Source organism: Thermus kawarayensis JCM 12314, assembly GCF_055393575.1.
The window spans coordinates 1,099,813-1,116,407 of the sequence record NZ_AP043756.1; the positions used below are offsets into that span (position 1 = coordinate 1,099,813).

Sequence of the window (16,595 nt, forward strand, 5' to 3'; positions counted from 1 at the left end):
AGGGCGGGGCCTCGCTTTGGGGTAGCCTCTTCCTTAAGGAGGGGCTATGCTGAGCCGGAGGCGGCTTCTTTGGGGGCTTCTGGGCCTGGGACTTTCCCGGGCCCAGGGCTTGAGGGCCGAGGAGGTGGTGGGGGGCCTCGAGGTCCCCTGGGCCTTGGCCTTCCTGCCGGACGGGGGGGTTCTGATCTCGGAGAGGCCCGGGAGGATCCGGCTCTTTAGGGAGGGAAGGCTTTCCACCTACGCCGAGCTACCCGTCTACCCCCGGGGGGAGTCTGGGCTTTTGGGCCTTGCCCTCCACCCCAGGTTTCCCCGGGAGCCCTACGTCTACGCCTACCGCACCGTGGAAGAGGGGGGCCTGAGGAACCAGGTGGTGCGCCTTAGGCACCTGGGGGAGAGGGGGGTACTGGACCGGGTGGTCCTGGACGGCATCCCCGCCCGCCCCCACGGCCTCCACTCGGGGGGCCGCATCGCCTTCGGCCCGGACGGGATGCTCTACGTGACCACGGGGGAGGCCTACGAGCGGGAGCTCGCCCAAGACCTGGCCTCCTTGGGGGGGAAGGTCCTCCGCCTCACCCCGGAGGGGGAGCCCGCCCCCGGAAACCCCTTCCTGGGGCGAAGGGGGGCGAGGCCCGAGGTTTACAGCTACGGCCACCGCAACCCCCAAGGGCTTGCCTGGCACCCCAGGACGGGGGAGCTCTTCCTGAGCGAGCACGGGCCGAGCGGGGAGCAGGGCTTTGGCCACGACGAGGTGAACGTGGTCGTTCCCGGGGGGAACTACGGCTGGCCCAGGGTGGTGGGAAGAAGGAACGACCCCCGCTACCGCGACCCCCTCTACTTCTGGCCCCAGGGCTTTCCCCCCGGGAACCTGGCCTTCTTCCGGGGGGACCTCTACGTGGCGGGCCTCCGGGGGCAGGCCCTCCTGAGGCTCGTCCTGGAGGGGGAAAGGGGAAACTGGCGGGTTTTGCGGGTGGAGACCGCCCTCTCCGGCTTCGGCCGCCTCAGGGAGGTGCAGCTCGGCCCCGATCACGCCCTCTACGTCACCACCTCCAACCGGGACGGCCGGGGCCAGGTGCGTCCCAAGGACGACAAACTCCTCCGCCTCCTTTAGGCTTAGGGCGTGGAGCGGATCCTGCCTTTCCGCTTTGACGAGGAGGAGGGGGTCTTCTGGCTTCTGGACCAGAGGCGGCTTCCCCTCGAGGAGGCCTGGGTGCCGGTGCGCACCGCCAGGGAGATGGCCGAGGCCATAAGGGCCATGGTGGTGCGGGGGGCTCCGGCCATCGGGGTCTCGGCGGCCTTCGGCGTGGTGCTGGCCCACCTAAGGGGGGAGGACCCCCTGGAGGCGGACCGCCTCCTGAGGCAAAGCCGCCCCACGGCGGTGAACCTCTTCCACGCCCTGGACCGGATGCGCCCCCACTTTGGGGACCTAGAGGGGAGCCTAAAGGAGGCCAAGGCCCTCTGGCGCGAGGTGGAGGAGACGGAAAGGGCCATAAGCCGCCACGGGGCGAAGGTCTTGAGGGGCCAGGTCCTCACCCACTGCAACACCGGGCCTTTGGCCACGGGGGGCTTCGGCACCGCCCTCGGGGCCATCCTCGAGGCCCACCGCCAGGGGCGGGTCACCCACGTCTGGGTGGACGAGACGAGGCCCTACCTCCAAGGGGCCCGCCTTACCGCCTTTGAGCTCATGAAGGCGGGGGTCCCCGCCACCCTCATCCCCGACAGCGCCGCGGGGTTCCTCATGCAGCGGGGCCAGGTGGACGCGGTCGTGGTGGGGGTGGACCGCATGGCCCTGAACGGGGACTTCGCCAACAAGATCGGCACCTACGCCCTGGCGGTGTTGGCCCACCACCACGGCATCCCCTTCTACGCCGCCCTGCCCCTCTCCTCCGTGGACCCAAGCCTCCCAAGCGGGAAGGGCATTCCCATTGAGGAGCGCCCCCCCGAGGAGGTCCTGGAGCTAAGGGGGGTGCGCCTCGCCCCCGAGGGCTTTCCCGCCTACCACCCGGCCTTTGACCTGACCCCCCACCGCTACCTCACCGGCATCGTCACGGAAAAGGGGGTGCTCTACCCCCCCTTTGACGAGGCGCTGAGGGATGCCCTGGGCCTTTCTTGAGGGGCTTCTTGGGCACACCTGCCCGGGCTGCGGGGGAAGGCTGGACCGCCCCCTGCTTTGCGCCGCCTGCCGGGCGGGGCTTAGGCCCTGGGTGCGGGAGGAGTTGGTCTACCTGGGACCCTACGGCCTGAGGGGAGGGTTGGTGCGGGCCCTGAAGTACGGCAGGCGCTCCGGCCTCGCTCCCCTCCTTGCGGCTCCCTTGGCGGAAGGGGTGCGGGAGGCGGGCTGGCCCCTCCACGGGGTCACGGCGGTGCCCACCCTTCTTCCCCGGCTCCTCCTCCGGGGCTATAACCCCCCTGAGCTCCTTGCCCGGGAGATGGCCCGCCTCCTCGGCCTCCCCTACCGCAGGGCCATCCGCCGGGTGCGCTACGCCCCGAGCCAGCCCTCCAGGGGCAGGGCCCGCCACAAGCTCCCAGGGGACCTCTTTGCCCCCGCCCTTAGGGTGGAGGGGGCCTGGCTTCTGGTGGACGATGTGCTCACCAGCGGGGCCACCTTCCTGAGGGCCAAGGAGGCCCTAAAGAGGGCGGGGGCAGACCGGGTCTACGGGGCCTTTATCGCCGTGAGGGACCCGGAGGCCTTGGGCCCTTACCGGTAAGGGGCACATTCCTTACAAGGGGTTTCCCCTAGACTGGGGCGCAAGGGGGTGGTTCCCCGTGAAAAAGCCCCGCCTCCGCCGCCTCCCGGACCTCCTTCCCCACCTCAAAGAGGGCCGCTACCGCCTGGGCCCCCACGTGGCCCGGCACATGCTCCAGGAGGGCTTCACGGAGCTGGACGTCCTCCGGGCCTTGGAGTGGGGGAGGGAGCTCGCCATCTATCCCGAGGACCAGAGGATGCTCGTCCTGGGCTACATGGTCTTTCCCCCCAGGCTTCGGCTTCCCCTCCACGTGGTTCTGGAGTACGCCACCCCCCGCCAGGTGGACATCGTCACCGCCTTCATCCCCAAGGACCCCTACAGGGTCTACTCCAGAAGGCGGCTTGCCGCCATCCTGCGCTTTGACGGGGCCCTCGAGGAGGTGCGCTGGACCAAACCCTTGGACCTCTACCCCGCCCGGGAGTAGCACTGGGGACAGCGTCCGTAGACCGTGACCTCGTGGGCCTCGGCCAGGAAGCCCGGGGGCAGGTGGGTGAGGGCCAGGTCGCACCCCAAGAGCTCGTACACCCGGCCGCAGACCCGGCAGAGGAAGTGGTGGTGGTGGGCCTGGCCTGCCCGCTCGTACCTCGGGGGCTCCCCGGGCAGGGCCACGGGCACCAGAAAGCCTTCCTCCTGGAGGTTCCTCAGGTTGCGGTAGACGGTGGCCAGGCCCAAGGAAGGCACTTTCTTGCGGGCCAGCTCCAGCACTTCCTGGGGGGAGAGGGGGCGGTCGGTCTCCAGGAAGACCTCCCGGATGGCCCGCCGCTGCCGGGTGGAGCGCTCCATGCTTAGGAGGATAACCATCTGAGAAGAAATTTTCATCCTCCTGCGATACAGTTGACCCATGCGTTCCCTTATGGCCCTGTTCTTCTTCCTGTGGTCCCTCTCCGCCTGGGCCCAGGGGGCTGGGGAGTACCTCCTGGGGCGCATCCTCGGTCTGGACCGGGAGAGGGGCGTGGCCCAGGTGGAGGTGCGGGAGGGGGTGAGGGAGGCCCTCCTGCCCACCGACGGGGGGGGCTTTAGGGCGGGCATGCGGGTGGTCCTCTACCGTGAGGGAGGGAGGCTTTACGTGACCGAGCCTGACCGGATGCCCGGGCTTTTGGGGCTTTTGGGCCTCTTCGCCCTGATGGCGGCCCTCCTGGGCCGCGCCAAGGGGGTGCGGGGGCTTCTTGGCACCCTTCTGAGCCTTCTGGTGGTGGTCTACTTCGTGGTGCCCCGGGTAGCCTCCGGGGGAAACCCCCTGCTCTACGCCCTTCTGGGGAGCCTGGGGGTGCTCCTCTTCACCATCTACCTCGTCCACGGGGTCAACCGCAAGACCACGGCGGCCCTTCTCGGCACCCTGGGCGCTGTGGCCTTCGTCCTCTTCTTGAGCGCCTTCTTCGTCCGGGCCATGGGCTTCACCGGGCTGGCCTCGGAGGAGGCCCTCCTCCTCCGCCAGTGGGGCGGGGTGGACCTCCTCTCCCTCTTCCTGGCCGGGGTGGTGGTGGGGGCTTTGGGGGCCCTCACGGACGTGAGCGTGACCCAGGCGGCGGTGGTCCAGGCCCTAAGCCACGCCAACCCCCGCCTGGGGCTTTACGAGCTCTACCGCCGGGGAATGGAGGTGGGCTACGACCACATAGGAAGCCTGGTGAACACCTTGGTCCTGGCCTACGCCGCGGGCTCCTTGCCCCTGTTTCTCCTCCTCACCAAGGACCCCACCCCCTTGCGCTTCCTCCTGAACACCGAGCCCTTCGCCGCCGAGATCGCCTCCATGGTCCTAAGCTCCTTGGGGCTTCTCCTGGCGGTTCCCCTCACCACCCTGGTGGCGGCCGGGTTCTTCCAGGGGGGAAGGGGGGAGGCCCCGGAGGACCGGGGGCATTTTCATTAGAGGCCTTCGTGTCGCAGGGCCAGGGCCCGGGGGGGTTCTCCTACAATGGGGGCGTGCGCCTATTGCATACCGCCGACTGGCATTTGGGAAAGGTGTTGAAGGGCATAGACCGCACTCCCGAGATCGGGGGGGCCTTGAAGGACCTTTTGGAGGTGGTCCGCAAGGAGCGGGTGGACCTGGTGGTGGTGGCCGGGGACCTCTTTGACCGGCCCCAGGTTTCCGCCGAGGCCGAGGCCTATGCCGTGGAGTTCTTCCTGCGCCTTAGGGAGCTTGGGGTGCCCGCCTTGGTCATCGCCGGGAACCACGACCCCAAGGAGCGCCTCGAGGCCCTCTCCCCCCTCCTGGCCCTGGCGGGGGCGGTGGTGAGGGGGAGGCTCCTTTTCCGGGAGGAGGGCGGGGTGGTGGAGGCCAAGGGGCTGGCCGCGGCCCTGGTGCCCTTCGTGTCCGAGAGGGTCCTGGTGAGGCGGGTGTGGCAGGAGGCGGAGGAGCGCCACCGCACCTACGCCGAGGCCATGCGGCGGGTCCTGGCCAACCTGGAAAGCCCCCTGATGCTGGCCCACTTCGCCCTGGAGGGGGTGAGGCCCGGGGGCGGGGAGTTCTTCTTCCACCTGTCCGGTTCCTACGCCGTGCCCCCCTCGGTCCTCCCCTTGGGGGCCCGTTACCTGGCCCTGGGGCACGTCCACCGCCAGCAGCAGGTCTCGGAGGCCCCCCTGGCCTGGTACGCGGGAAGCCTGGTGCAGCTGGACTTCGGGGAGGGGGAGGAGGGGGAAAGGGGGGCGCTTCTGGTGGAGCTCCCTCCCTCGGGGCCCCCCCGGGTGCACCCCATCCGGGAGCGCTGGGGGAAGCCCCTTAGGACCTTCCGCCTGAAGAGGGAGGAGCTGGACGGGAGGTTTTCCGAGCTTGAGCGCTTCCCCGGTTACCTGCGCCTGGTGGTGGAGGGGAGGCTTTCCCCGGCGGAGAAGGAGCGGTTTTACCGGGACCTTCCCCACCTCCTGGCCTTGGAGGCCCTCTCGGAGCCGCAGGAAGGCCTGGGGGAGGTGGGACCTGAGCCCGGCCTGGTGGAGGCCTACGGCCGCTACCTGGAGGAGCGGAACCGCAAGGAAGAGGCCCTTCTCTCCCTTTTCGGGGAGGTGTTGCGCGAGGTGGAGCGTGAGGCCCTGGAAGTTGGAGCTTGAGGGCTTCGGCCCTTACCGGGAGAGGCAGGAGGTGGACTTCTCCGAGGTAGAGCTTTTCGCCATCACCGGCCCCACGGGGAGCGGGAAGAGCACCCTTTTGGACGCCATCGCCTTCGCCCTCTACGGCCGGGTTCCCCGGGTGGGGCGAAACGTCAGGGACCTCGTCCACCCCGCCAAGAGCGAGGCCCGGGTGCGCCTCACCTTTGCCGTGGGGGAGAGGCTGTACCGGGTGGAGAGGGTGCGGGGGAAGAGGAGCGAGGCCCGGCTCTTTGAGCTCGGGGCGGGGGAGAGGCTCGTTCCCCTGGAGACCCTGGAGAAGGTGAACGAGGCCTTGGAAGGGCTTTTGGGCCTTTCCTACGAGGCCTTCACCCGGGCCCTCCTCCTGCCCCAGGGGGAGTTTGACCGCTTCCTCAAGGGGGAGGCCAGGGAGAGGCGGCAGCTTCTTATGGACCTCTTTGAGCTTTCGCGCCTGGAGAGGGCCAGGGAGAAGGCCGCCCAGGAGCGGGAACGGCTCAAGGGGGAAAAGGACCGCCTGGAGGGGGAGCTTTCCTCCCTGGCCGGGGCCACGCAGGAGGCCCTGGAGGCCTTGGAAGCGGAGCTGGAGGCCCTGAGGCGGGAGAAAGCCCGCCTGGAGGGGGAAAGGAAGGAGGGGGAGAGGGCCCTTAAGGAGGCGGAGGGCCTTCTGGAGAAGATCCGGGAAAAGTCCCGGCTGGAGGCGCGAAGGGCCCGCCTCGAGGCCGAGTCCAAGGAGATAGAGGGGCTCCGCCACCGCCTGGCCCGGTCCGAGGAGGCGGCGCGGGCCCTGCCCCTTTGGGAGAGGTACCGGGGGTGGGAAGAGGCTTTGCGGAAGACCCAGGAGGAGTTGGCCCGGCTGGAGGGGGAACTCCGGGGCCTAGAGGCCCGGCTCCGGGACCTGGGCTTTGACCCCGAGGCCCTGAAGGAGGCCCGGGATAGGCTTCGTGAGGACCAGGAGCTCAAGGCCCTGGAGGCCCTCTGGAAGCGGGTGGCCCAGGCCTTCGTGGGCGCGCCCCAGCACCCCTCCCCCCGCCTGGACCCCGGGGCCCTGGAGCGGGTCCTGGAGGAGGAGGCCTCCTTAGGGAGGGCCCTGGAGGTCCTGAGGCGGCTTGCGGAGCGGGAGGAGGCCCTGAGGAGGGCCCAGGAGGCCCTGGGGGAGCTGGAGGAGAAGGGGAAGGCCCAGCGGGAGGAGGTGGAGGGCCTGCGGGCGCGCCTAAGGGGGGCCTTAGCCCACCGCCTGGCCCAGGTGGAGGCGGCCCTTCTGGCCTTGGAAGAGGAGGCCGAGGCCAAAAGGGAAGCCCTGGAGGCCCTGAGGGAGGAGGAGCGCCGCCTGGGGCTTCTCGCCTACCACGACCTCCTCCGCCCCGGGGAGCCCTGCCCCCTCTGCGGCGGGGTGGTGCACCGCCTGCCGGAAAGGCCCCCCGCCCGGGACCTGGAGGGGGAAAGGAAGGCGCTCCAGGGGCGGCTGGGGGAGCTGGAGCGCCTGCGGGGCGCCCTCCTCTCCGAGAGGGAGGCCCTGAGGGGCCTTGTGGGGGAGGCCGGGCCCGGGCCCGTCCCCGAGGACCCCAAGGCCTTGGAAGGGAAGCTCAAGGAGGCGGAGCAAGGGCTTTCCGCCCTCCGGGAGGCCTACAGGGAGGAGAAGGGCCGGGTGAAGGCCCTGGCGGACGAGGTCCAGGCCCTGAAGGACCGGGTGGCCCGGGAGGGCCTGGGGACCCTGGGGGAGGTGGAGGCCAGGCTTTCCGCCCTCGAGGAGGAGAAGGCCCTTCTGGCGGCGGGGCTTCACCGCTACCTGGAGGGGAAGACCGGGGGCCTCGGGGTGGAGCGGTACCTGAAGGGCCTGGAGGCCAGGGTCAGGGAGCTGGAGGCCAAGGAGGGGGAGCAGAACGCCCTAAGGGAGCAAATCGGCCGGGCGCAAAGCGAGCTCTCCGGGCTGAGGGCCCGTGGGGAGGAGCAGGCCCGGGCCCTGGAGGAGGCCCGGGCTGCGGTGCAGGGCCTCATGCCCGAGGAGGAGGCCCGGGCCCTGGTCCTCTCCCCGGGGGAGAGGGAGGCCCTGGAGGGGAGGGTCCGGGCCCACGAGAGGGAGTGGGCCGAGGTGGAGGCCGGCCTGGGGGCCCTGGGCCCCCTTCCTCCCCTCTCCCTCGCCGAGGCCGAGGCCCGGGTGAAGGCGCTTCGGGAGGGCCTGCGGGCGGTGGAGGAGGGGCTCCAGGCGCTGGGCAAGGAGATGGGCGCCAAGGAGGCCCGGGCGGAAAGCCTGCGGGAAGGCCTCCAGCGCAGACGGGCCCTGGAGGCCCGCCTGGCGGAGGTGGTGCGGGAGATGGCCCTCTGGGAGAAGCTGGCCTGGGACCTCCAGGGGAACAACTTCCCCACCTACCTTCTGAGTTTCCGGCAACGCCACCTGGTGGAGCGGGCGGATGGGCTTCTCTCCACCCTTTCCGGGGGGCGGTACCGCCTGCGCGTCCAGGAAGACGAGTACTGGGTCTTGGACCTCTGGACCGAGGCCGGGCGCCCGGTGAAGACCCTCTCCGGAGGGGAGAGCTTCCTGGCGAGCCTGGCCTTGGCCCTGGCCCTTTCCGAGGAGCTTTCCCGGGGGCGTCTTGGGGCCCTCTTCCTGGACGAGGGCTTCGGCACCCTGGACCCCGAGGCCCTGGAGCAGGTGGCGGGGATCCTCGAGGCCCTCCCCACCCGGGGGCGGCTGGTGGGCATCGTAACCCACGTGGAGGCCCTGGCGGAAAGGCTCCCCGCCCGCCTTCGGGTGCGCAAGCACCCTTCGGGAAGCCGGGTGGAATGGATTTGAGCACCCCGCTCTGGCGGGGGCTGGGCCCCGGGGCGTTTGTCCCTGGAGGGCCCCTACCCCGAGGAGGTATTCTCGTTTTGCCCAGAAGTCCTTTCCATGGGCGAGGAGGTGCGCCATGAAAAAGGCCAGGGACATCATGTCCACCGAGGTGGTGATGATCCAGGGCTCGGCCACGGTGAAGGAGGCCATCAACCTCATGAAGGAGACGGGCCTCAGGGCCCTCCTCGTGGACCGCCGCCACGAGGAGGACGCCTACGGCATCCTCACCGAGACGGACATCGTCTACAAGGTCATCGCCTACGGCAGGGACCCGAGCGCCGTCCAGGTCCACGAGGTCATGACCAAGCCGGTCATCACCGTGAACCCGGACCTGGGGGTGGAGTACGTGGCCCGCCTCTTCGCCAACACCGGCATCCGCCGCGCCCCGGTGATCCAGGGGGAGGTCCTGGGCATCGTCTCGGTGACGGACATCCTCCGCAAAGCCGTCTTCTGATCCGGGATAGGGGCCCCGGCGAAAGCCTCGCCGGGGCCTGGTTGCAACGTGGAGGCCTCTGCCTGGGGCCGAGAAGCTTTTTGCGGCTTTTCCTTGACCTGGTATAAGAAGACCCGTACAATGGCGGCGGAGGTGGAAAGATGAAGCGGCTTATCGCCCTGGTTCTCCTATTCGCCTTGGCCCTGGCCCAGGGCCTCGAGGCCTTCTGGAAGGCGGTGGAGGTGCCTGGGGGGGTCTGCTCGGACGGCTCCCCCTACCGCTTCTACGTGAGCCCGGGAGACCCCAAAAAGGTGGTCATAGACTTTCAGGGGGGCGGGGCCTGCTGGGACCAGGCCACCTGCGGCCCCGAAAGCCGCACCTACCGCAAGCGGGTGGACGTGCAGGAACTCCTCCTCGCCCAAGGTATCTACAACCGCATGAGCGTGGCCAACCCCTTCTTCGGCTGGACCCACGTCTTCGTCCCCTACTGCACGGGGGACCTGCACGTGGGCCGGGCCACGGTGGACTACGGGGGCTTCAAGGTCCACCACCAGGGGGCTCGGAACGCCCAGGCCGCCCTGGAGTACGTCTTCCGCAACCACACCAACCCCGAGCGGGTCTTCGTCACCGGGTGCAGCGCCGGGGCCTACGGGGCGGTGCTTTGGGCGGACAAGGTCCTCTCCACCTACAAAGACGCTAAGATCGCCGTATGCGGGGACGCCGGGGTGGGGGTGGTCACGGGGGACTTCCCGGGCTTTGCCGTCTGGAACCCTCGCTTGCCCGAGCTGTCCGGCCTCTCCTCGCCGCCTCGGGTCTCGGAGGTCTACCGGGCCCTGGCCCAGGCCTACCCCCAGGCGGTCTTGGCCCAGTACACCACCCTTTTGGACGGTACCCAGATCTACTTCTACGCCCTCATGAAGAAGGAGGCCTCCCCCTCCGAGGCCACGGCCCGGGAGTGGGCGGCAAGGGCCCAGGAGGCCCTCTCGGCCCCGGCGCAGGCGCCCAACTACACCTTCTTCCTGGCCCCGGGGAGCCAGCACTGCATCCTCCCCCGGCCCGAGCTCTACACCCTGAAGGTGGGGGAGGTGGCCTTCCTGGAGTGGCTCAAGGCCCTGGCGGAGGGGAAGACCCCTCCGCGGGTCCGGCCTTGAGGCCGAAGGCGGCGAACCAGGCCTTGAGTTCCGGGTAAAGTTCCAGCAAGAGGCGGTGGCCCTTCCTGCGGTCCAGGGGGGCCGCCGCCAGGAAGGCGATGAGGAGGCGGTCCCGGCCCTTACGCCAAAGCTCCTCCGCCTTTAGGGTGAAGTTGGCCTGGAACCAGAGGGCGCTTTCCAGGCCGCCCCGCCGCCTTTCGTAGGCGGAAAGGCTCCGCCTGGCGGGCCTGAGCCCCGAGAGGTACCGGCTCCAGGTGAGGAGGGTTTCCAAAAGGTCTGGCCTGGACCCCTGGAGGCCGAGGAGGAAGAGGTAGTTGGCGAAGAACTCGTCCAGCCAGCGGGCCCCGGTGCGGAGCTTCCAGGCCACCTGAACGGCGTGGGCGTACTCGTGGCCTAGGTTTAGGTCTAAGAAGGCCGGGATCTCCCCCGGCGGGGGGCCCAAGGGCAGGAGCACCTCCCGCAGGCGGTGGAGGAGCCTTTCCGGGTAGACGAGGGGGGCGTGGACGGCAAGCCCATCCGGCCCCGTGTGCTGGAAGGGGAGGCCGTAGGGGTAGGGAAGCCGGGCCCGCCAGTCCCGTTCCGAGAGGACGAAGAGGCGCACCGGGGGAAGGGGGGCGTAGGCGGCGTAGGCCCCTGAAAGGGCGAGGAGGTAGTCCTGGAGGGCCTTGGCCCGCAGGGCCCCCCCTTCGGAGAAGAAGGCGGGGAGGTGGGGGTGGGGAAGGGCCTGCATCAGATGACTTCCCGAAAGCCGATGCGCTCCGCCTGGGCCCGCAGGGCCTCCTTCAGGGCCCGGTGCTCGGGGAGGTCCAGGGTGGGGTCCTTCTCCACCACGGCCTTGGCCAGCTCCCTGGCCTTCTCAATGATCCCCGTGTCCTCGGCGAGGTCGCCAAGCTTAAGCTCCGGGTAGCCGGACTGGCGGGTGCCCCTAAGCTCCCCGGGGCCCCGGAGCTTCAGGTCCATCTCGGCGATGTAAAAGCCGTCGGTGGAGGCCTCGAGGACCTTGAGGCGCTTCATGGTCTTCTGGCCCGCCTCCCCGGCCAGGAAGATGGCGTAGCCTTGAAGCCCTCCCCGCCCCACCCGGCCCCGAAGCTGGTGGAGCTGGGCGAGGCCGAAGCGCTCGGCGTTCTCCACGATGATGAGGGTGGCCCGGGGGATGTCCACCCCCACCTCCACCACCGTGGTGGAGACCAAGAGGTCAAACTCGCCCTTACGGAAGGCCTCCATGACCTCGTCCTTCTCCCGGGCGGGCATCCTCCCGTGGAGGAGGGCCATGCGCACCTCGGGGAGGAGGCCCTTGAGCTCCTCGTAGAGGGTGGTGGCCGCCTTTAGGTCCAGCTCCTCGTTCTCCTCAATGGCCGGGGCCACCACGAAGACCTGGTGGCCCTTTCTCACCTCCTCCCGGGCGAAGGCATAGGCCTGGAGGCGGAGGCGGTGGGGGAGGACCTTGGTCTTCACCGGGGTGCGGCCCGGGGGCATCTCGTCCAGGAGGCTCACCTCCAGGTCCCCGTAGAGGGTTAGGGCCAGGGAGCGGGGGATGGGGGTGGCGGACATCACCAGGACGTCCGGGGGAAGAGGGGCGAGCCTGAGGAGGGCCCGGCGCTGCAGCACCCCGAAGCGGTGCTCCTCGTCCACCACGGCGAGGCCCAGGTCTTGGAACCCCACCCCCTCCTGGATGAGGGCGTGGGTGCCCACGGCCACCTGGGCCTCCCCGCTTTTGAGGCGGAGGGTGGCCGCCTCCTTTTCCCGCTGGCTCATGGAGCCCAGAAGGAGCTCCACCCTGACCCCCAGGGGGAAGAGGTAGCGGGCGAGGTTCTGGAAGTGCTGCTTGGCCAGGATCTCCGTGGGGGCCATGAGGGCCCCCTGGGCCCCGTTTTGGGCGGCGAGGTAGAGGGCGAAGGCCGCCACCACCGTCTTCCCCGAGCCCACGTCCCCCTGGAGGAGGCGGGCCATCTGCCTTGGGCTTTGCATGTCCTTTGCGATCTCCCCCATGACCCTTTCCTGGGCCCGGGTGAGGGGGAAGGGGAGGGCCTTCCTGAAGGCCTCCACCCAGGCCTCCTCCACCCGGAAGCTCCGGCCCAGCACCACCCCCCCGGCCTCCAGGAGGGCCTTGAGCTCCAAGAGGAGGTACTCGTCAAACTTGAGGCGGAGGAGGGCCTTCTTTAGGGCTTCCTCGTCCTCGGGGAAGTGGACGGCCTTCAGGGCCTCGGCGTAGGGGAGGAGGCCCAGCTCCCGGCGGTAGGCCTCCAGGGGGTCGGGAAGGGGCAGGGCCTCCTCCAGGGCCCGGTGGACGGTGCGGCGGAGAAAGGCCTGGCTTATCCCCTCCTTGGCGGGGTAGATGGGGACGATGCGCCCGGTGGAGAGGGACTCACCCCCCTCGTCCTCAAAGTGCTCCACGTAGAGCTGGACCCCGCTTCGCCGCTGCACCCTCCCGGTGACGATGAGGGTGGCCCCCTCCTCCACCTGGGAAAGGACCCAGGGCTGGTTGAACCAGACCAGGGTGAGACGCCACCCCCAGGCGTCCTGGGCCTTGACCTGGACGAGCTGCATCCCCTTCTTGGGGGTCCTGACCAGCTCCTTGGCGAGGACCTTCACGGAGAGGGTGGCCTTCTGTCCGTCCTCCAGAAAGCGCACCCCGGGGAGGGCCCGGCGGTCCTCGTAGCGGCGGGGATAGTGCTGGAGCACGTCCCGCACCGTGCGCAGCCCGAGTTCGCTGAGCTTTTTCCGGCTCTGCGGAGGGGCGAGGAGGTGGGCGGGGTCCTCGAGGCCGAGGCGGCCCCCGGCCCCGGGCGGAGCTTCCTGGGGGTTTTCCAGAAGGCGCAGGGCCTGCAAGAGGAGCCCTTTGCGCTCCTCCGGGGTCTTTTCCCGGTAGCCCCGGAAGAGGGCCAGGATCTGGGGGAAGGGGCGGGCCAGGTTCTCCACCAAGGCCTCGAGGCCCCCCACCACCACCCGGTCCTGGGCCCCGTCCTTAAGCTCCCGGAGGAGGGGCCGCCGGAGCCTTTCCCGAAGTGTTTCTAGGCTGTTTTTGGCCGAGTCCTTCATCGCTTTGCCCGTGAGGTGGTGGCGTCCCGGGCTCCATGATACCCTTAGGCCTGTGAGTCGGGTGGAACGATTGCCCACGGGTCTGGTGGTGGCCCTGGAGGAGCGGGACTTTCCCGGGGTGGCCTTCCAGCTTCTGGTCCCCGCCGGGGCGGTGAACGACCCCGAGGGGATGGAGGGGGCGAGCACCCTCCTGGAGGGATGGCTTTGGAAGGGGGCGGGGGACCTGGACGCCAGGGCCCTGGCCCAGGCCCTGGACGCCCTAGGGGTGCGGCGGAGTAGCGGGGCGGGCCTGGAGCACACGGCCTTTTCCGCCGCCTTCCTCCCCGAGGTCCTGGAAGAGGTCTTCCGCCTCTACGCCCTCCTCCTCACCAGGCCCCGCCTGCCCGAGGAGGGCTTGGAGGCGGTGCGCTCCGTGGCCCTCCAGGCCCTCCTTTCCCAGGAGGACCAGCCCGCGAGGAAGCTCTTCTCCGAGCTCCGGCGGAGGGTCTTCCGCTCCCCCCACGGGCGGGACCCCTTGGGCCGGGAGGAGGACCTGAAGGGGGTGGGCCCCGAGGCCCTTCGGGCGGACTTCCAAAGGCGCTACACCCCCAGGGGGGCCATCCTCGCCGTGGCCGGGGGGGTCTCCTGGGAGAGGCTTCTTGATGCCCTCGAGCCCTTCCTCGCCTGGGAGGGGAAGGAGGCCTCTTATCCCCGCCCGGAGCTTTCCGAGCCCCACCGCTTCGCCCTAAAGAGGCCCACGGCCCAGGTGCAGATCGGCCTCGCCTACCCCAACGTGGGGCCCGAGGACCCGGGCTTCTACACCTCGAGGCTCGCCCTGGAGGTCCTCTCCGGGGGGATGAGTAGCCGCCTCTTCACCGAGGTGCGGGAGAAAAGGGGCCTGGTCTACGCCGTAAGCGCCTTCCCCGCCGGGGTCAAGGGCCAGGGCCTTCTCATGGCCTACGCCGGGACCACGAAGGAGAGGGCGGGGAAGACCCTGGAGGTGATGCTCACCGAGCTGGAGCGCCTGGCCCTGGGGGTGACGGAGGAGGAGCTTTCCCGGGCCAAGGTGGGCCTGAAGACCGCCTTGGTGATGGCGGACGAGTCCATTAGGAGCCGCGCTTCCTCCATGGCCCGGGACCTCTACATGCTGGGGAGGGTGCGGTCCCTTTGGGAGATAGAGGGGGCCATAGAGGAGACGGACCTGGAGGCGGTGAACGCCTTCCTAAGGACCCACCCCTACCAGAACCCCTGGGTGGGCCTTTTGGGGGAGGTGGCGGATGTTTAGGGAAGCCGAGCTTGGAAATGGCCTACGGGTCATCGCCGAGGTGGTCCCGGGGGCGAGAAGCGTGGCCCTGGGTTACTTCGTGCGGACCGGGGCCCGGGACGAGGCCAAGGAGGAGAGCGGGGTGAGCCACTTCCTGGAGCACATGGTCTTCAAGGGCCCCGAGGACATGGACGCCCTTTCCGTGAACCAGGCCTTTGACCGCCTGGGGGCCCAGTACAACGCCTTCACCTCCGAGGAGGCCACGGTCTACTACGGGGCGGTCCTCCCCGAGTTCGCCTACGAGCTCCTGGGGCTTTTCTCCCGCCTCATGCGCCCCGCCCTCCGGGAGGAGGACTTCGCCACGGAGAAGCAGGTGATCCTGGAGGAGATCGCCCGCTACCAGGACCGCCCCGGGTACATGGCCTACGAGTGGGCCCGCGCCCGCTTCTTCCGGGACCACCCCCTGGGCCAGAGCGTCCTGGGCACCAAGGAAAGCATCGCCGCCCTCACCCGGGACCGGATGGCGGCCTACCACAGGAGGCGCTACCTCCCCAAAAACATGGTCCTCGCCGCCACGGGGCAGGTGGACTTTGACCGCCTCCTGGCCGAGGCCGAGCGCCTCACCGAGGGCTGGCCCGAGGGCCTGGCGGAAAGGGCCTACCCACCCCTGGACCCCGCCTCCGGGGTGGAGGAGCGCCCCTACGAGAAGGCCCGGGCCCTCTACCTGGTGGCCCTCTTTCCCGGTTTCGCCTACCAGGAGGAGGCCCGCTACCCCGCCCAGGTCCTGGCCCACCTCCTGGGGGAGGAGGGCTCGGGGAGGTTCCACTTCGCCCTGGTGGACAGGGGCCTGGCGGAGGCGGCCTCCTTCGGGCACGAGGAAGGGGACCGGGCGGGGTTCTTCCACGCCTACGTCCAGGGGGACCCCGCCCGCAAGGGGGAGATCCTGGCCGCCCTAGAGGAGGAGCTTGCCCGCCTGGGGCGGGAAGGGGTGGGAAAGGAGGAGGTGGAAAGGGCCAAGACCCCCCTCGCCACCGCCCTGGTCTTCGCCGGGGAAACCCCCATGCAGAGGCTTTTCCACCTGGGGATGGAGTACCTCTACACCGGCCGCTACCTCTCCCTGGAGGAGGTAAAGGCCAGGGTCCAGGGGGTCACGGCCCAGGGGGTGAACGCCCTCCTGGAAGGGGCCTTCTGGCAGAAGGGCCTTTACTATCTGGTGATTCCCCATGGAGCCTAGGGCCTTAGGGGCGGCCCTCCTCACCCTCCTCTTCTGGGCCAGCGCCTTCGCCGCCATCCGGGCGGGGCTTCAGGGGCTTTCCCCGGGGCATCTGGTCCTCCTCCGCTTTCTGGTGGCGGGCGGCGTCCTTCTCCTCTACGCCCGCCTCCGGGGCCTGCGCCCCCCCAGGCGGGAGGACCTTCCCCGCCTCTTCCTCCTGGGCTTTTTGGGCATCACCGTCTACCACACGGCCTTGGTCTACGGGGAGCTTTCCGTGAGCGCCGGGGCGGCAAGCCTCCTCATCGCCACGGGGCCCGTCTTCACCGCCCTTCTTTCCTACGTTCTCCTGGGGGAGAGGCTCAGGCCCCTCGGGATCTTGGGCTTTGCCCTGGCCTTCTTTGGGGCCCTGGTCCTGGCCTTAGGGGAGGGCGGGGGGGTGCGCCTGAGCCCGGGGGCCTTCTTGATCCTTCTCTCCGCCCTTGCCACCTCCTTTTACTTCGTCCTGCAGAAGCCCCTCTTCGCCCGGTACAAGAGCGAGGAGATGACGGTCTACACCCTGCTCCTGGGCACGACCCCCCTCCTCGTCTTCCTCCCCGGGCTTCCCGAGGCCCTCCGGGAGGCCCCAAGGCCTGCCCTCCTCTCCGCCCTCTACCTCGGGGTCTTCCCCGGGGCCCTGGCCTACCTCACCTGGACCTACGCCCTTTCCCGCACCCAGGCCTCCCGCCTCTCCTCCTTCCTCTACCTCTCGCCCCCTTTGGCCATCCTCATCGCCTACCTGTGGCTGGGGGAGGTGCCCTCCCTCCTTTCCCTCCTGGGCGGGGGGCTTGCCCTCCTTGGGGTCCTCCTGGTGAACCTCCGGGGCGTAGAATAGGCCGGGGTGAAGCC

At 69.7% G+C, this 16,595-nt stretch carries 15 protein-coding genes; 12 read left to right on the forward strand and 3 right to left on the reverse strand.

Annotation, left to right across the window (positions count from 1 at the left end):
* The first annotated feature begins 46 nt into the window (after positions 1 to 46).
* The 4 genes from ACZ5RK_RS06245 to ACZ5RK_RS06260 are packed head-to-tail and all read left to right on the forward strand — an operon-like array spanning position 47 to position 3,168.
* The gene (locus ACZ5RK_RS06245) at positions 47 to 1,108 is read left to right on the forward strand and encodes a PQQ-dependent sugar dehydrogenase (protein ID WP_464908463.1); all 1,062 of its coding nucleotides are present in this window, start codon (positions 47 to 49) and stop codon (positions 1,106 to 1,108) included.
* Between the two features lie 9 nt (positions 1,109 to 1,117).
* Positions 1,118 to 2,110, forward strand: a complete 993-nt coding sequence (gene mtnA / locus ACZ5RK_RS06250) for an S-methyl-5-thioribose-1-phosphate isomerase (RefSeq protein WP_464908464.1) — start codon at positions 1,118 to 1,120, stop codon at positions 2,108 to 2,110.
* Entirely contained in the window at positions 2,091 to 2,705 is a 615-nt protein-coding gene (locus tag ACZ5RK_RS06255; RefSeq protein WP_464908465.1) for a ComF family protein, read from the forward strand. The genes mtnA and ACZ5RK_RS06255 overlap by 20 nt, the downstream gene beginning before the upstream one ends.
* Positions 2,706 to 2,763: 58 nt before the next feature.
* The gene (locus ACZ5RK_RS06260) at positions 2,764 to 3,168 is read left to right on the forward strand and encodes a DUF4258 domain-containing protein (protein ID WP_464908466.1); all 405 of its coding nucleotides are present in this window, start codon (positions 2,764 to 2,766) and stop codon (positions 3,166 to 3,168) included.
* On the opposite strand, the gene ACZ5RK_RS06265 is transcribed toward ACZ5RK_RS06260, so the two are convergent.
* Entirely contained in the window at positions 3,150 to 3,527 is a 378-nt protein-coding gene (locus tag ACZ5RK_RS06265) for a zinc uptake transcriptional regulator (RefSeq protein ID WP_054647229.1), read from the reverse strand. The genes ACZ5RK_RS06260 and ACZ5RK_RS06265 overlap by 19 nt on opposite strands.
* Before the next feature lie 58 nt (positions 3,528 to 3,585).
* Between ACZ5RK_RS06265 and ACZ5RK_RS06270 the strand changes: the two genes are divergently transcribed.
* The 5 genes from ACZ5RK_RS06270 to ACZ5RK_RS06290 all read left to right on the forward strand — a co-directional run bounded on the left by ACZ5RK_RS06270 (position 3,586) and on the right by ACZ5RK_RS06290 (position 10,215).
* Complete coding sequence (locus ACZ5RK_RS06270; RefSeq protein ID WP_464908467.1) at positions 3,586 to 4,608, forward strand: YibE/F family protein; 1,023 nt, start codon at positions 3,586 to 3,588, stop codon at positions 4,606 to 4,608.
* Positions 4,609 to 4,661: 53 nt separating this feature from the next.
* Positions 4,662 to 5,783: a metallophosphoesterase family protein gene (locus ACZ5RK_RS06275; protein WP_464908468.1), complete on the forward strand. Its 1,122-nt coding sequence runs from the start codon at positions 4,662 to 4,664 to the stop codon at positions 5,781 to 5,783.
* Positions 5,758 to 8,592: an AAA family ATPase gene (locus ACZ5RK_RS06280; protein ID WP_464908469.1), complete on the forward strand. Its 2,835-nt coding sequence runs from the start codon at positions 5,758 to 5,760 to the stop codon at positions 8,590 to 8,592. The genes ACZ5RK_RS06275 and ACZ5RK_RS06280 overlap by 26 nt, the downstream gene beginning before the upstream one ends.
* Before the next feature lie 115 nt (positions 8,593 to 8,707).
* Positions 8,708 to 9,085: a CBS domain-containing protein gene (locus tag ACZ5RK_RS06285; RefSeq protein WP_464908470.1), complete on the forward strand. Its 378-nt coding sequence runs from the start codon at positions 8,708 to 8,710 to the stop codon at positions 9,083 to 9,085.
* 140 nt (positions 9,086 to 9,225) lie between these two features.
* Positions 9,226 to 10,215, forward strand: coding sequence for a pectin acetylesterase-family hydrolase (locus ACZ5RK_RS06290; protein WP_464908471.1), 990 nt, complete (start codon positions 9,226 to 9,228; stop codon positions 10,213 to 10,215).
* On the opposite strand, the gene ACZ5RK_RS06295 is transcribed toward ACZ5RK_RS06290, so the two are convergent.
* Together ACZ5RK_RS06295 and recG are read right to left on the reverse strand one after the other, a co-directional pair.
* The gene (locus ACZ5RK_RS06295; protein ID WP_464908472.1) at positions 10,169 to 10,945 is read right to left on the reverse strand and encodes a hypothetical protein; all 777 of its coding nucleotides are present in this window, start codon (positions 10,943 to 10,945) and stop codon (positions 10,169 to 10,171) included. The two genes, ACZ5RK_RS06290 and ACZ5RK_RS06295, sit on opposite strands and share 47 nt — an antisense overlap.
* Complete coding sequence (gene recG / locus ACZ5RK_RS06300; RefSeq protein ID WP_464908473.1) at positions 10,945 to 13,254, reverse strand: ATP-dependent DNA helicase RecG; 2,310 nt, start codon at positions 13,252 to 13,254, stop codon at positions 10,945 to 10,947. Before recG ends, ACZ5RK_RS06295 begins: the two co-directional genes overlap by 1 nt.
* Before the next feature lie 52 nt (positions 13,255 to 13,306).
* On the opposite strand from recG, the gene ACZ5RK_RS06305 reads away from it, so the two are divergent.
* From ACZ5RK_RS06305 to ACZ5RK_RS06315, 3 genes are read left to right on the forward strand one after another with little or no spacing between them, the layout of a single operon-like run.
* Positions 13,307 to 14,518 (forward strand): M16 family metallopeptidase, encoded by a 1,212-nt coding sequence (locus ACZ5RK_RS06305; protein ID WP_464908474.1) that lies wholly within the window; start codon positions 13,307 to 13,309, stop codon positions 14,516 to 14,518.
* A complete protein-coding gene (locus ACZ5RK_RS06310) occupies positions 14,511 to 15,731 on the forward strand; it encodes a M16 family metallopeptidase (protein WP_464908475.1) in 1,221 nt (406 codons plus the stop codon). Before ACZ5RK_RS06305 ends, ACZ5RK_RS06310 begins: the two co-directional genes overlap by 8 nt.
* Entirely contained in the window at positions 15,721 to 16,581 is an 861-nt protein-coding gene (locus ACZ5RK_RS06315) for a DMT family transporter (protein WP_464908476.1), read from the forward strand. Before ACZ5RK_RS06310 ends, ACZ5RK_RS06315 begins: the two co-directional genes overlap by 11 nt.
* Positions 16,582 to 16,595 lie beyond the last annotated feature (14 nt).